The organism is Dyadobacter sp. 3J3, assembly GCF_009801115.1.
Lineage (GTDB): Bacteria > Bacteroidota > Bacteroidia > Cytophagales > Spirosomataceae > Dyadobacter.
Genome location: NZ_VTOL01000005.1, coordinates 334,589 through 349,923 on the forward strand (window position 1 = coordinate 334,589; position 15,335 = coordinate 349,923).

Annotated in this window: 11 protein-coding genes; 3 read left to right on the forward strand and 8 right to left on the reverse strand. The window is 39.8% G+C overall.

Annotation, left to right across the window (positions count from 1 at the left end; all coding sequences use genetic code 11):
* Positions 1-6: 6 nt before the first annotated feature.
* Both FZF08_RS13240 and FZF08_RS13245 read left to right on the forward strand, forming a co-directional pair.
* Positions 7-1,257 (forward strand): MFS transporter, encoded by a 1,251-nt coding sequence (locus tag FZF08_RS13240; protein ID WP_159469486.1) that lies wholly within the window; start codon positions 7-9, stop codon positions 1,255-1,257.
* A gap of 74 nt (positions 1,258-1,331) precedes the next feature.
* The gene (locus FZF08_RS13245) at positions 1,332-2,495 is read left to right on the forward strand and encodes a DNA-binding transcriptional regulator (RefSeq protein WP_159469489.1); all 1,164 of its coding nucleotides are present in this window, start codon (positions 1,332-1,334) and stop codon (positions 2,493-2,495) included.
* 91 nt (positions 2,496-2,586) lie between these two features.
* Here the strand turns inward: FZF08_RS13245 and FZF08_RS13250 are convergent, their stop codons facing one another.
* On the reverse strand, positions 2,587-4,635 hold the full coding sequence (locus tag FZF08_RS13250; RefSeq protein ID WP_159469491.1) for a M13 family metallopeptidase: 2,049 nt from the start codon (positions 4,633-4,635) through the stop codon (positions 2,587-2,589).
* A 163-nt stretch (positions 4,636-4,798) separates the two neighbouring features.
* Here FZF08_RS13250 and FZF08_RS13255 point away from each other — a divergent pair, with 163 nt between their 5' ends.
* Positions 4,799-6,448: a M28 family metallopeptidase gene (locus FZF08_RS13255; protein ID WP_159469493.1), complete on the forward strand. Its 1,650-nt coding sequence runs from the start codon at positions 4,799-4,801 to the stop codon at positions 6,446-6,448.
* A gap of 145 nt (positions 6,449-6,593) precedes the next feature.
* Here FZF08_RS13255 and FZF08_RS13260 read toward each other — a convergent pair whose 3' ends face one another.
* The 7 genes from FZF08_RS13260 to FZF08_RS13290 form a co-directional block, all read right to left on the reverse strand.
* Complete coding sequence (locus FZF08_RS13260; protein ID WP_159469495.1) at positions 6,594-8,084, reverse strand: peptide MFS transporter; 1,491 nt, start codon at positions 8,082-8,084, stop codon at positions 6,594-6,596.
* A 237-nt stretch (positions 8,085-8,321) separates the two neighbouring features.
* Positions 8,322-9,230: a hypothetical protein gene (locus FZF08_RS13265; protein ID WP_159469497.1), complete on the reverse strand. Its 909-nt coding sequence runs from the start codon at positions 9,228-9,230 to the stop codon at positions 8,322-8,324.
* A 201-nt stretch (positions 9,231-9,431) separates the two neighbouring features.
* Positions 9,432-10,205 (reverse strand): YgcG family protein, encoded by a 774-nt coding sequence (locus tag FZF08_RS13270; protein ID WP_159469499.1) that lies wholly within the window; start codon positions 10,203-10,205, stop codon positions 9,432-9,434.
* Between the two features lie 6 nt (positions 10,206-10,211).
* Positions 10,212-10,649 carry a TPM domain-containing protein gene (locus FZF08_RS13275; RefSeq protein WP_159469501.1) on the reverse strand — a complete coding sequence of 146 codons (438 nt, stop codon included), beginning with the start codon at positions 10,647-10,649 and terminating at the stop codon, positions 10,212-10,214.
* Between the two features lie 65 nt (positions 10,650-10,714).
* Entirely contained in the window at positions 10,715-11,296 is a 582-nt protein-coding gene (locus FZF08_RS13280) for a LemA family protein (RefSeq protein WP_159469503.1), read from the reverse strand.
* A gap of 123 nt (positions 11,297-11,419) precedes the next feature.
* Positions 11,420-12,622, reverse strand: coding sequence for a deoxyribodipyrimidine photo-lyase (locus FZF08_RS13285; protein WP_159469505.1), 1,203 nt, complete (start codon positions 12,620-12,622; stop codon positions 11,420-11,422).
* Between the two features lie 161 nt (positions 12,623-12,783).
* Positions 12,784-14,724, reverse strand: coding sequence for an OmpA family protein (locus tag FZF08_RS13290; protein ID WP_159469764.1), 1,941 nt, complete (start codon positions 14,722-14,724; stop codon positions 12,784-12,786).
* Between the last annotated feature and the right edge of the window lie 611 nt (positions 14,725-15,335).

Sequence of the window (15,335 nt, forward strand, 5' to 3'; positions counted from 1 at the left end):
TACCTTATGAAGCGAAATGCATTTATCGTTATATTGATATTACTGATCTTCTTTGTAATATCTTTTCTCACCAATATTTTAGGCCCAATCATCCCTGATATCGTTGAAAGTTTTGATCTAAGTATCGGATTGGCTGGTTTTCTTCCCTTTGCTTTTTTTGTGGCTTATGGCGTCATGTCCATTCCGGCAGGATTGATGGTTGAGAAGTATGGTGAAAAAATGGTTTTGCTGCTGGCTTTTATTCTTTCTTTTGGCGGGGCATTACTTTTTGCTGTTGTTCCGGGTTTTTCCATTGCGCTGTTTTCGCTTTTCCTGATTGGCGTGGGTATGGCCATGTTACAAGTTGTGATTAATCCCCTTTTACGGGTTGCTGGCGGGGAAGAGAAGTTTGCCTTTAATTCTGTTCTTGCCCAGTTATTTTTTGGAGCTGCTTCCTTCCTTAGCCCGCTGCTTTATAGTTATCTGGTATTGAATGTTCATTCTTCTAATTCAGGTTTTCTGATTGATATTTTAAATAAACTGGTTCCTGAAAATCTGAAATGGGTTTCGCTATACTGGGTTTTTGCAGTTATTTCTTTGCTGATGGTGGTGATCATAGCATTGGTGAAATTTCCGAAAGTTGATTTGAAAGAAGATGAAAAAATAGATGTGGGAAAAGCTTTCAGTGAGCTACTGGCTAACAAATCTGTACTGCTTTTCTTTTTTGGAATATTTGCCTACGTTGGTACCGAGCAGGGAATTGCCAACTGGATTTCCAAATTTCTGCAAACGTATCATAACGTCGATCCGGCCACTACGGGTGCTTCCGTTATTTCTTATTTCTGGGGTTTATTGACCATCGGATGTTTTCTGGGACTTATCCTTTTAAAACTTCTGGATAGCCGGAAAGTTCTGATTTTCTTTACTGTTGGAGCCATAGTTTCCTTGTTAGCTGCACTTTTCGGATCAAAGGAGATAAGTTTATATGCCTTTCCGCTGACCGGTTTTTTTGCTTCGGTGATGTATTCTGTGATATTTTCACTCGCTCTCAATTCTGTTCCCAATCATCATGGAACATTTTCCGGAATTTTGTGTGCAGGAATTGCTGGCGGCGCCGTGGTGCCGCTGATTATTGGCGGATTGGGTGAATTGTTCGGATTGAAACTGGCTATGCTTTTCTTGCTTGTCACGCTTGGCTATATTCTTAGCATCGGCGTTTGGGCGAAACCTTTGGTCAATAATGATACGGTTAAAAGTTTCAAGGAATTATTTACGTAGCGAAATTTGTGTGAGAAAATTCTTAAATTCTGATCGGATTCTATTAAATCGAGCATATTAGCGCACAATCTTTTATGTATAAAATTATCTTACTGATTGATTTTGCCGAGGAATACAGCAAAGCTTTGTTGAAAGGTATTGCCAAATATTCAAGAGAAAACGGACCATGGATTTTCACCAGAATGCCACTTTTTTATCGTGAAACTGTTGGTATTGAAGGCATTTTGAAATGGGCACTGGAATGGGGCGCTGATGGTATGATCGGCCAGTTTTATAATGACCCCAATATTGGTAAAATTATAGAAGCGGGAATTCCAGTTATAGCGCAGGATTTTAAAAAACGTTTTGACGAAATCCCGAACATTACCGGCGCACACCATGAAGCCGGTAGAATGGGCGCGGATTATTTTTTGAAAAAAGGATTTAAAAATTTTGCTTTTTATGGGTTCAAGGATATCGTCTGGTCACAGGAAAGATCAGAAGGATTTGAGGAACGTATAATACGAGCAGGTTACAAGGTTCATTTTTTTGAACATAAAATGGCGCGACCTTCGGAGTTGTGGTACTACAAACCCAATTCAATCGGAAAGTGGCTTAAATCACTTCCTAAGCCCATTGCTTTAATGGCTTGTGATGATAATCAGGGACAGCATATTACAGAAGCATGCAGACTTTATGGAATCCGGATACCTGAGGAAATGGCTGTTTTAGGTGTTGATAATGACGAAATGATCTGTGAATTTTCGGATCCTCCGCTGTCCAGTGTGGGACAGGATGCTGAAAAGGGTGGGTATGATGCAGCCAAATTGCTTGATCATATGATCAAAAACGGAATGCACAATTTTCATGATGTCATCGTCAAACCAACGCAGGTAATCACGCGTCATTCAACGGATATTTATGCTACCAACGATGATCATATTGCTACGTCGTTGAAATACATTCATCAGAATATTGATAAAAACCTTCATGTGGATGAAGTCGTAAAACAGGTTCCGTTATCAAGACGCGCTTTGGAAAAACGCTTTATTGAAGTAATGGGTTACCCGATTTATAAATACATCTATAATCTTCGGATTGAAAAATTTACCCAAAAATTACTGGATACGGATATGTCCGTTTTTGAAATTGCGCTGGATATGGGATTAACTGATAGTAAAAATATTGCGCGGCAATTTCGTCAGGTGAAAGGGTGCAATCCAAGCGAATATCGGAACCGACACCTGGCAGGGAAATAATATTTAAGAAATTTTCAACAAAAAAGAGGAGCCGAATTTGAAAATCCGGCTCCTCTTTTTTGTTGACAAAAATATATATCTGAAAAGTTTTCTACCAAATAACTACTCTTGAAGCTTCTGGTAATACCATTTTACTTCCCGCGCCGCAGCTCCATGCATCCTGGAATTCTTTCAAATGCGGCAATGGTCCGTTGATACGATCTTTTGCTGGTGCATGAGGATCCGTTTGGATTTGATTTTGAAGTGCTTCGTTCGTTGTGTTCATATGCCACACCTGCGCCCAGCCCAGGAAGAAACGTTGTTTCCAGTTGAATCCGTCAATCGGAGCCGGTTCCGGTTTTCCTTTTAGTGATTTTTCCAATGCGTAGTATGCAAGTGTCAATCCACCCAGGTCCGCTACGTTTTCTCCAATTGTTAAAGCACCGTTGATTTTGAAACCAGGTAATGCTTCGATTCCGCTAAAATAATCAATATACTTTTTCGTCAGTTTGTCAAAATTGGTGCGATCCGACGCTGTCCACCAATTTTTAAGGTTTCCTTCTTCATCAAACTGCGACCCCTGGTCATCAAATCCGTGCGTAAATTCGTGACCGATCACCGCGATAATACCACCGTAATTGATAGCGTCATCCGCATTCCGGTTGTAAAATGGAGGCTGTAAAATCCCGGCTGGGAAAACGACTTCATTATTTAACGGATTGTAATATGCATTCACGGTTTGCGGCGTCATTAACCACTCGCTTTTGTCAACTTCTTTTCCGATTTTTTTGATGCTTTCTTTATGTTGAAACAAAGAAGAAGCGATTACGTTTTCAAATAATTTGTCGGAAGCAATTTCAATGGAAGAATAGTCTTTCCATTTGTCAGGATAACCGATTTTATACGTAAATGCTTTCAGTTTTTTATGTGCTCTCGCCTTGGTTGAATCACTCATCCAGGTAAGTTTGTCAATTCTTTCACCATAAACGCTGCGGACGTTTTCAATCATTTCGGACACCTTTTTCTTGTCATCTTCCGGGAAATATTTCTTGGAGAACAATTTCCCCAAAGGCATTCCCAGAAGTCCGTCCGTTGATCTGATCGCTCTGTCGGTGCGATTTCTTTGCTGTTTCGTTCCACGCATTACCGTGCTGAAAAAACGAAAATCTTCTTTGTCAAAACTCTTTGGAAGATATCCTGCAAAGTTAGAAAGCAACTGCCAGCGGGTATACAGTTTCAATGTTTCTAATGGCGTAGCTTTCAATAAGGCATTTACACTTTTCAGATATGGGATATTCTGAACAATGACTGTGTCCGTTTTGATATCCTGTTTATCGGCAAATTCCTGCAAATCAAAATCCGGAGCAAGAAGTTTAAAATCCTTGAAAGAGGTTTTGTTATACGTTTTTACCGGATCGCGTAACTCAACATTGCTCAGTTGAAGTTTTGCTATTTTTGTTTCAAAATCAAGGACTGTTTTGCCCGGATTTACATCTTTAAAACTGGCAAAGCCAAACATGTTATTCACATGTTTAACAAATTCCGTACGCACTTTTACAGTGCTGGAATCGGTTCTTTCATAGTAGCTTTTTTCACCCAGACTCAATCCGTCCTGGCCTTCATAAAGCACGTTCATTTTACTATTTTTCAAATCGCCTTCAACACCAAAACCCACAACTGTTGAAACGCCTACTTTTTGTAATTCACCTGTAACCGAGGCAAGATCTTTCAGCGATTTTACAGCTTCGATTTTATCGAGATAAGGTTTTAAAGGTTCAATACCTCGTTTTTCGACAGTAGTCGTGTCCAGAAAGGATTGATAATAATCAGCAATCTGCTGTTCTTCACTTCCTTTTTTGCGGTCTTTCTGATCGGTTATTTCCTTAATAATCCCTTTCAACCGGACTTCCTTATTTTCTTTGTCCAAAATACCGAATGCTCCCCAGCGACTTTCTGTTCCCGGAATCGGGTTCAGTTTTTTCCAGCCTCCGTTGACATAACTGTCAAAATCGTCACAGGCCTTAGCGGTAGAATCCAGTGAAGTGAGAGAAAATCCAGGGACTTTTTCAGTCGTTGATTCTTTGTCTTTTTCTTTGTTACAGGAAGCTCCGACTACCACAACGGATGCCATCAGTGACCATTTCAAAAAAGCTGATTTCATAATAAATATTTTGCTGTTGAATATACTACGTTAGCAAATGTAATTATTTAAACAAATAAGTTTATTAACATAATGATGATCGGTTTATCTTTATCGTTTAACAAAAAAGTACTATGGTTTCTGTTCAGGGCAGAGATTTTCTAAACACATTATCGCTTATCAAATGAAATTAAAAGTCATTCTCTGTTATGTTGCGGTTTTTAGTTTTGTCCTCACCGGTTGTAAAAAATCTGAAAAGACGGAACGGGATGTACCCTTATCGCCTATTGACGGTAAAGTTTTTTCAAAACAAATCGCAGTTTTGGCCTCAGACTCACTGGAAGGAAGAAAACCATTTTCGGCAGGTGAAGAAAAAACGATTCAGTATCTGAAAACAGAGTTTGAAAAACTGGGACTTAAACCGGGTAATGGCGACAGTTATTTCCAGAAAGTCCCGATGGTTGATATTATGTCAAAACCGTCCGGATCTTTGGTGATAAAAAGCAAAAAGGGAAATGTAAAGCTGAAATATCTTGATGATTTTGTTGCCGCTTCAAGGCGTGTGCAGGATCAGGTTAAAATTGAAAATTCAGAATTAATTTTTGTCGGTTATGGAATTTTTGCTCCTGAGTATGGTTGGAATGATTATGAAGGTTTGGATGTAAAAGGAAAGACGGTAGTCGTGATGGTTAATGACCCTGGTTTTGTTGATAGTACTTTGTTCAAAGGAAAAACGATGACTTATTACGGCCGCTGGACTTATAAATTTGAAGAAGCTGCACGACAAGGCGCAGCCGGTGTTTTGATTATCCATGATACCAAACCGGCTAGTTATGGTTGGGCCGTGGTCAGAAGCGGTTGGTCAAAATCTAAATTGTATCTGGATTCAGAGGATAATAATATGTCTAGAGCGAAAATGGAAGGCTGGATTACTTCCGAATCTGCGAAAAAATTATTTAAACTTTCGGGAGTTTCGGATAGCTTGCTGTTTCAGGCAGGAAAAAAAGGATTTAAACCAGTTTCTTTAAATCTGAAAACATCGCTTGTCATTAATAACAAGATCAAAAAATCTGCTTCCAATAATGTGCTCGCTTTATTACCCGGAACTGATCGCAAAGACGAATACATTATTTATTCAGCACACTGGGATCATTTTGGAAAAGGCGAAGCCATCAACGGAGATTCCATATATAATGGTGCGGCAGATAATGCTTCCGGAACCGCGGCTTTACTGGAAATTGCCAGTGCTTTTACCAAATTGAATAAGAAGCCTTCAAGATCGATTTTGTTTTTGTCTGTAACAGCCGAAGAACAAGGTTTGCTGGGATCGGAGTATTATACTTCACATCCGGTTTATCCTGTTAATAAAACCGTTGCTGATATCAATATGGATGTTTTGCAGCCGTTTGGTAAAATGAAAGATATTATCCTGGTTGGAAAAGGACAGTCGGATCTTGATGATTATGCAGATGAAGCTGCCGCACGACAAGGACGTAAAACACGTGGAGAGCCGGATCCGTCAGGAGGCTGGTATTTCCGTTCCGACCATTTCAATTTTGCTAGAGTGGGAATTCCGGCTTTGTATATTGAAAACGGATCTGAATCGGTAGAGCACGGAGAGGCGTGGGGAGAAACGCAAAAAAAGGATTATAATGATAATCGGTATCATTCGCCTGCTGACGAATATTCGCCTTCCTGGGATATTTTAGGAATTATCGAAGACATCCAGCTGCTTTTCAATGTCGGATATGGTTTGAGCAATGAGGCTACTTTTCCTGGCTGGAAAAAAGGTTCGGAATTTAAGGCGGTGCGGGATAAGTCGATGGGTAAATGATATTAGAAAAAGTAAAAGGGAGACAACTTTTAAAGTTGACTCCCTTTTGAACTCTTGATTAGTATTAATTATTTTCCGCTAACCGCTAACCGCTAACCGCTAACCGCTAACCGCTAACCGCTAACCGCTAACCGCTAACCGCTAACTACTGAATTCCTCCCATCCAGTTTTTTACCGGTTTCCAGAATATTAACAATAGCAATCCAAATCCAACAGAGAATAATGTTACCTGGTGGAATAGTGCTGGCATCTGCTGTAAATTTTCTTCATCGAAACCTCCTGCAAATAATCCGGCGATCAGGTTTCCTAATGATGCAGCGACAAACCATATTCCCATTAACTGGCTAACGTAACGTTTTGGTGCCAATTTTGTATAGGAACTCAATCCAACAGGACTCAGACAAAGCTCGCCGATTGTATGGACAAGATAAGTAAGTGTCAAAAAGAGTGGTGAAGCCAATTGTCCTGTAACTGCAACTTTGGATGCCATTTCCATGATGAAAAATCCGGTTCCGACCAATAACAGTGCGATTGCAAACTTTATAGGCGTAGCCGGATTAATTCCTTTTGCTGAAAGATAGATCCACAGACTTGCCATCACCGGAGCGAAAATCAGGATGAATGTTCCATTGAAATTCTGGAACCAGCTTGAAGGCATTTCCCATCCGCCAAAAGTACGCTGCGTATAACGTTCTGCGAAGATTTGAAGTGAAGATCCTGCCTGCTCAAATCCTGACCAGAATATAGCGGCAGCCAAAAAGAAAACGATTAATACGTAAATACGTTTTCTCTCTACCGGAGATAATCCTCCCGCGACCAAAATGTAGATGAAGTAAAATAAAGAAACAGTTACGATGATAATACCTGCTCCTTGCGCAAGACCCTGAGCGGTGCTCATATCAATGAATCCTTTTAACTGCAATGCGGATAGAAATAATACTAACATAGCAACCAGTCCGTACCCAAGTTTTTTCTCTGAACCAGATTTGGCAACGGATTCCGGTGTACTTATTTTAGCAGCTGGTACTTCACCAAATCCTTGCAGATATTTTTTACTTCCGAATTTGAAAACGGTTAAACCCAACGCCATACCAATAGCCGCTGCGCCGAAACCCATATGCCAGTTTATTTTCTGACCTAGAAATCCTACGATGGTAATTCCTAAGATGGATCCCAGATTAATGCCCATATAAAAAATAGAAAAGGCAGCGTCACGTCTTGCTCCGCCTTCCGGGTATAATTCTCCAACTATAGAGCTGATATTAGCTTTTAGTAATCCGGTTCCAATAGCAACAGTGATCAATCCGATAAAGAAGATGCTTGTGGGACCCGGAATTGCAAGAATAATATGGCCGAGCATAATGACAATTCCGCCATACCAGATCGCTTTTTTCTGTCCAAGGATATTATCTGCAAGCCAGCCGCCCGGAAGTGTTAATAAGTAAACCGCAGACGTGTATAATCCGTATACCGCAGCAGCTTCGGCGGCTTCAAGCCCCATGCCTCCTCTGACATTATCCAAAAGGAAAAGCAGAAGAATGGCCCGCATACCATAATAACTAAAACGCTCCCACATTTCAGCAAAAAATAAGACGTAGAGACCGCGCGGGTGCTTTTGTGATAGAGTCGAAGTCATATAGAGAAAAGAAGTATTTTATTTGGTTATAAGCTTGTGCCAGGTGGTTTTAATAGCGCAAGTTAGGAATTATGGCCAAATTTTAAATATTTATTTGTTGAAGCAATTATTTCAGAATTTTTAAAGAGGTGGATAGATTAATTTAACTGATTAAATTATTGATTTCTTTTCTATGACAAAAAAAAGCCGGAAACAGAGTTATGAACCCTATTCCCGGCTAATAATAATATTCTGGTTTTACTTCACAGAAAATGTTCCTTGTCCAACCTGGAATCCTTCTGAATACAGTTCAATTGTATAAGTTCCCGATTTGAAAGCAGCATTTCTATCGTATAAGATGCTGACATCCTGGTTATTGTTGCTATACATTACATCCTGGCTAATGGTGTAACCTTGTTCTTGTCCATTAAACTCAAACTTGCCTGAACCGGTTGCATCATCAGCGATAGTAGCTCCGCTAGGATCAATCACGCGCAAATAAACTTTCTTGTTATCTGCCATGGTCAATGGATTTTTTTCTAGTATGAAGTCGACACGTATTTTATCGATTCGTTTCGATTTTACATTTTCACCTTCACGAACTTTTCCTTTTGATGAAATTGCATATACTTTCACATTACGTGCACGCAAAGCAGCTGCTGTTGTAACTTTGGATTCCAACTCTGCATTCTTTGTTACTACACCCGTAAGAGAATCTGAAACAGCTTTTTTGCTAGTTTCCAGTTCTGCTTTTTCTTGTGTTAGTGTTTCAGTTTTACTTATTAATTGTTGGTTTTCTTCTCTTAACTGAGCGATTTCCTCATCCTTTTTGGTAAGGAATGTTTCATATTCCTTGATTTTATTACCCAAAGTTTTTGTGCCTTTACGTAAAGCTACACGATCTTTTTCCAAATCGGCCTTTGCTTTTTGAAGTTCTTCAATGTTTCCGCCAAGACCTTGTACTTCTATAATTTTTGCATCAAGTTGTTTAGAGATGGAATCGAGTTTAATCTCGTTCATCGCGAGTTCGTTTACTCTAACTTCCAGATCGGCTTCCTGTTTTGTTGTGATATTACGTTCCTGATAATACAAATATCCGAACACTGCCGCCACAACGGTCATAATGATTAGGCCAATAACAAGACCGGTATTATTCTTATTCTCCATAACATTTAATTTAGGTTAAACTTATTCTTGTTAATGTTCTATAAATAATTGTGCCATGCTATACGTTTTAGAATTTTATATTCCTGAAAAAGAAAAACCCGTTCAAAGTAAGATACTTCAAACGGGTTTTTTCTGAATATATAGACGTTTGCTGGAAACGTGGGTACTGAACAATAAACAAACTGGCGAATAATTCCGCAATTAATAATCTCCGCCGGCTCCACCGCCTCCGAAGCTGCCGCCTCCGAAACCGCCAAATCCACCGCCGTCACCTCCACCAAAACCTCCTCCCCAGTTTCCTGATGAGCTTCCTCCGCTGGAATGTGTAGTGTATGGAAAGAAAATCGGTCCGCCTCCCATGTTACGGAATCCACCACCTCCACCACCTTTATTACGGGAAATGATGAAAATAATCACAATGAAAACGACAACCAGAATTAGTAAAGGGGAAGTACCACCACCACCGTCATCCTCTTTTGCATCGGCTTTATATTCTCCTGTCGCATATTTGATGATCATATCGACACCCTTATCAAGGCCGCGGTAGTACATGCCGTTTTTGAATTCCGGCGTTATTACCTGGGTGATAATTCTTTTTGCAATCGCGTCAGGAACTGCGCCTTCCATACCATATCCCGTACTGATATATATTTTCCGGTCGGTGGAAGCCCATAGTATCACGATGCCGTTATTTTTTCCTTTTCCTCCCACGCCCCATTCTCTTCCGAGTTTCAGGGCATAGTCGGCGATCGGATAGTCTCCGGTTGTTGGAACAACAACGATGGCAATCTGTGAAGATGTGGAGTCACTGTAAGCGTCCAGTTTTTGTTCAAGCGCGCTAATTTCCGTTGGATTAAGCTGCTTGGCAAAATCATTTACCAAACGTGGCGGATTAGGCTTTGCAGGTACATCCTGAGCCACAACGCGGCAAAGGAGGGAAAGAAACAGGAAAGAAAAAATGATATATTTTTTCATAGATAATTACCCGAAAGAAATATCGTCAGGCAGTTCATTAACATCGTCTGAGCGATATGGGAAATGAATTTTTAATTGAAGTCCGGCCTCTCTGATTCCGGCAGAAAGTCCGTCTGTAAATTTACCTTGAGAAAAATAACTCCGCAGCAAATCTTTTGTACTATTCCAAAAATCAGCCGGTACTTTGTCGTTTATTCCTTTATCTCCCAAAACAGCAAATTTGCGGTCCTCATAAGCGAGATAAAAAAGTACCCCATTTTGCTCTTGAGTGGCATGCATACCCAAAATACTGAAAACTTCTTTTGCTCTTTCCAGAACATCATTGGTAGCACAGTTCTTTTCGATGTGCACCTTAACCTCCCCGGAAGTTTGTTTTTCAGCTTCCTGAATTGCAGCAATTATCTGCTTTTGTTCCTCATCTGAGAAAAAAAGTGAATCAGGCATGGATTAGTTGAAAGTTGAGAGTGGAAAATCGGGTTGAAGGAGATTCCTAAAACCCGATTCTTTTATTAAAACTTAACAGTTGGAGCATTTTCAGAACCCGCTGCGGCTGTGAAGTAACCTTTTTGAGCAAAGCCAAATATACCAGCGAAAAGATTGGTAGGGAACGTGCGTACTTCCTGGTTGTAATCTTTTACTACCGTGTTAAAGTCATTACGGGCAACAGCAATACGGTTTTCAGTTCCTTCTAATTGTGCCTGAAGTTCCAGAAAGTTCTGGTTTGCTTTCAGGTCAGGATATTTTTCAACCGATACCAAAAGGCGGGATAAAGCACCGCTTAGCTGATCTTGCGCTCCTTGAAATTTATCGATATTTTCGGGAGTAAGCTGATCTGCGTTGATGGTTGTTGACGTTGCTTTGGCACGTGCCTCGATAACAGCTGTCAATGTACTTTTTTCAAAATCCGCTGCACCTTTTACGGTACTTACGAGGTTAGGAATAAGGTCTGCGCGGCGTTGGTACTGGCTTTCGACTTTTGCCCATGATTCTTTCACGACTTCATCTTTGCCTACCAAGCCATTATATTTGCCACATCCAACAAATCCGAAAATAAGAAGAATGACAACAACTGCGATTAGTCCTTTTGACATTGTAATATTTGATTTAGAGTTAATGATTGGGTCCAAAGTTGACCAAAGCTAGCAAAATCTTTAAGAAAAACTACATAACCGGCAACGGGACATTATACAGCGTCTTAACCCGTGATGACAGGATTAAATACTGCCCACTCCGGCAATTGTATTCCATCGTACCCAGTTCCCGGAAACATTGTAATCAATGAGAAAACTTTCAAAAAACATAGCACCCCAGGTCCAGTTGATACCAAGTTCGTTGCTCAAATAATCTGCTGCGAGATTTCTTTCCGTTGTGGTAAGATATCCGGTAGAGATTAATTTATTAATTGCTTCGTTCACTGCTTCATTTTCCGTTGTGGCACTGGTCCATTTTTCAAAAACAGGGAGTTCATTAAGCCAGCGTTTGTTGATTTCATGTTTTATTCCGCTTGGTTTAAAAAGTCTGGAACCGTGACGGAGTAATGACCAGTTGGCGAAATCCCTTTTTAATAGATCCCGAAGAACAATCGTTCCATCAGGATTTTGCGGTAAATAAGGATTTAAAGCAAAATAGACTGTTCTCGGTGAAAGACAGCCTAACGAAAGCCACGTCGATAATTTGTAGTCTACTATCGGTTCTGAGGATTTCAGAGTCTTTCCTGTTTTAATATATTCTTCAATAAACTGATCCAACTTCACCAATGCTATGGTTTCTCCACCTTTTTGTGAAAAATCAGATGAATTTTTATTTGATTCCGTTATTTCAAATGGATCAATAGAAATCATCGGAAGTGATGGAATTAACCCTGCTTCATAGCCCTGAGGCAAATTAATATGCTCGGGTTCAGGAAAAACTGCTTTTACTTTTAATCCACCCTTCATTTTTTCATAAAACTCAGGAAAGTCAAAAGGAAGTTTGTTGATAGAGAATGGTAGATCGATTGCGCTTCCCAGTGTTGTCATCCAGAAAAGTTTGATATCAACGTTCATAACCTTGATATTTTTACTCAACGAAGTTTCGACGCTGGTTTCATCGGGCGCAATTTCTTTGCTTGTATAAATATATTGAGCGGCATATTCCTCGGCGAGTTCGGCGATAATCTTTTCGGGTTCACCAATACGGATCAAAAGGTCGCCACCTTTTTCGCGCAAACGGTTTCTCAAATCCAGAACTGATTCCAATAAAAACTGAGCTCTTAGTGCTCCTGCACGACGAAAACCATATTTTGTTTTTTCAAATTGACGAGGGTCAAAAACATAAACCGGAACAACTTCCTGGGCGGATTGGGTGGCAGCAAAAAAGGCTTCGTTATCCTGAAGTCTAAGGTCGTTGCGAAACCAATAAATAATACGGTGAATCATTGAAGGAAATAATAGAAGAAAAATTTATCGTTGTTAATGCAAGTATACTAAAATTAGCCCGGATGGCTGATGTTACCGGCAAGTGGCTATGAAACAAAAAATCCAACAAAATAGTCTCGAAAAGACTTATTTTGTTGGATTTATAAATTTTGGATTACTTTTTAGTAACTCAAAATCGTGAACTCTGTACGGCGGTTACGCTGATGTTCTTCCTCCGTTTTGGCATTAGGAATAATAAGCTGGCGTTCTCCATATCCTTTGGCTGTCAACCTTTCAGCTTCGATCCCTTTAAGATTTAAATATTTTACAGCCGATTCTGCCCTGTTTTGGGAAAGCGTCATGTTATAAGCATCCGTTGCCCGCGCATCCGTGTGAGAACTTAACTCAATATTCATTGTCGGGTTATCTTTCAGAATCTGCACCAGTTTATCCAGTTCGGTAGCCGCATCCGGGCGAATATTGTATTTATTCAAATCGTAATAAATATTGTCAAGAACAAATGTTTTGTTCAGTTCAAGTCTGTCCAGTTTGATAGAAACCTGGTAGGTTGTATCCGTTAGTACTTTTGTCAGGAAAATGGACGGGATACTACGTCCATTCATGGAGAATGGCTCTCTTTTACTAATAAAGCCTTTTTTCGTTACTAAAAGAACATACGATTTTCCCTCTTCAACAGGCTGCGTTCCGAATTTACCGGCAGCGTTTGTTTTGAGTTCTGTAATCTGTGTATCGGAAGTATCAGGCAAAATGTGGACAATGGCAGAATCTATTGGCGTAGGATTTGTAGCATTATCATAAACATCACCCGCAAGGAAATAACGTACTGACTTTAATTTTCCTTCGATGTAATTCGGATTTTGCGGATTCATAGGATCCAACGGATCTCTCACAGCAATGGTAGTATCTGGCGCTTTTGGTGTAAAGAAGTAGTAAATATCATCATCCCCTTTTCCGCCTTCACGGTTAGATGCAAAAAATCCCTGGTCTTTATCTTTGTAAAACATTAACCCAAAATCATCCTGCGGACTGTTAAAAGGTAGTCCAAGGTTTTCAATCGTAATCACACCTTGTGTACGGGTTGCAGAAAATAAATCCAGTTTTCCCAAACCAGGGTGTCCGTCCGAAGCAAAATAAAGTTTCCCACCTTCGGCAACGTATGGGAACATATCATCACCAGCGGTATTAATATCACGTCCCATATTAACCGGTTTGCTGAAACGGCCGGATGCATCAATATTGGTTCTGTACAAATCGATTCCACCTGCTCCACCGGCACGGTTTGAAGCAAAGTATAATGTTTTTCCGTCACGGGAGAAAGAAGGAGAACCGTCCCAGGCAAGAGAATCATTAATCGGCAGCATCGCTGGCGGTGTCCACTGGCCGTTTACATTGCGGCTTTGGTATAAATCAACGTCAGCAGTACCTTTCTTTTTTCCTGTATTACCTCTTGCAAAAATCAATGTTTTTCCATCAGGGCTAAAAGCAGGCGAACCTTCATTAGCGTCCGGTGCAAAAATATCTTTACTGAATAATTCTGACGTTCCCTGAGTTTCGCCAGCATCTTTTCCCAGCGTTATTTTGTAAAGGCCTAACATCGACTGGCCGTTATTTTTATAAACTTTTTCTTTTTTGGAAGAAGAAAAAACGAGTTCATTGCCCACAACAGTAGGAGAGAACTCAGAACCCGGTCCGTTGAAAGGAATATCTTTTAATTGGATATCGGGCATTTTTTCAATACTGAGCTTATCCGTGATTTTTAAAATTTCAATTTCACGTAAAGCGCGTTCCTGTAAATTTTTTGGACTGTTGGGTGCTTTTGCAAATAATGCAAACTGATCCGCAGCTTCTTTATATTGGCCGGCTGTTTTTAAAGCATAGGCATACTGGAATTGTGCTTCCGGGTTTGTCACTCCGGCATCTAATGCTTTTTTGTAATAAGGAATAGCTTGTTTGAACCGGTTGGAAAGACGGTAAGATTCCGCAATCAGGAAACTGGTCTGTATGGGTTCATAATTGGCAGCTGCCGCTTTTTCCAGTCCTTTAATGGCAAGGTCGTACTCGCCATTATCAAATTTCTTTACTCCGTCTTTATAAGCCTGCATGGCAGAATTACAACCAGCCAGCAACGTGCCCAGTACCAGAATACTAATAACGAGGGTAAAATTACACCGCAATATTTTCATATAATTATGTATAAATGCTAACGAATTTGATGAGCGTTTATGGGTTCTAAAAGACAATACTACTAAACAACGTTTGGAAATAAAATTCTGGATATGAAGGACAAATATTTTTATTGAAAAAATAAAATAGTCGTCACAAAATACTCAGTCATGGTCATTAATTTATAAATGACTTGATTATTTTGTTGAATAACAGTTACAAAATACTAGAGTTTTTCATCTTTTCCGCCTAAGAGACTAACAAAACGGCCGGATTTTAGTTTTTATAAAAAATCTTTCAATTTATTCCAATTACCCGATTCAAGCGTTGTTTTGTTGCAAAGTAACTTTTTAATATAACAAAACCTGCTGTGTTGGTTCCATTTAGACTTCTTTGACCGGTTTTTTTGATAGTTTAAAGTATAAGAAATGGTTTTTAAGTGGTTGATCTTAAGTAAGAAGTAAAAAAAAAGGATTAACATTTTGTAAATCAGTCTTAGTCTGTTACTTTTGCAGTCCGATTTTTCGGGAAAACCGTTTGTAAAACAATC

Bases quoted from the DNA above. Each gene is read 5' to 3' on its own strand.
- FZF08_RS13240 (WP_159469486.1), top strand. From the start codon at position 7: ATGAAGCGAAATGCATTTATCGTTATATTGATATTACTGATCTTCTTT.
- FZF08_RS13285 (WP_159469505.1), bottom strand. From the start codon at position 12,622: ATGATTCACCGTATTATTTATTGGTTTCGCAACGACCTTAGACTTCAG.
- FZF08_RS13275 (WP_159469501.1), bottom strand. From the start codon at position 10,649: ATGCCTGATTCACTTTTTTTCTCAGATGAGGAACAAAAGCAGATAATT.
- FZF08_RS13255 (WP_159469493.1), top strand. From the start codon at position 4,799: ATGAAATTAAAAGTCATTCTCTGTTATGTTGCGGTTTTTAGTTTTGTC.
- FZF08_RS13280 (WP_159469503.1), bottom strand. From the start codon at position 11,296: ATGTCAAAAGGACTAATCGCAGTTGTTGTCATTCTTCTTATTTTCGGA.
- FZF08_RS13290 (WP_159469764.1), bottom strand. From the start codon at position 14,724: ATGCAGGCTTATAAAGACGGAGTAAAGAAATTTGATAATGGCGAGTAC.
- FZF08_RS13270 (WP_159469499.1), bottom strand. From the start codon at position 10,205: ATGAAAAAATATATCATTTTTTCTTTCCTGTTTCTTTCCCTCCTTTGC.
- FZF08_RS13265 (WP_159469497.1), bottom strand. From the start codon at position 9,230: ATGGAGAATAAGAATAATACCGGTCTTGTTATTGGCCTAATCATTATG.
- FZF08_RS13250 (WP_159469491.1), bottom strand. From the start codon at position 4,635: ATGAAATCAGCTTTTTTGAAATGGTCACTGATGGCATCCGTTGTGGTA.
- FZF08_RS13245 (WP_159469489.1), top strand. From the start codon at position 1,332: ATGTATAAAATTATCTTACTGATTGATTTTGCCGAGGAATACAGCAAA.
- FZF08_RS13260 (WP_159469495.1), bottom strand. From the start codon at position 8,084: ATGACTTCGACTCTATCACAAAAGCACCCGCGCGGTCTCTACGTCTTA.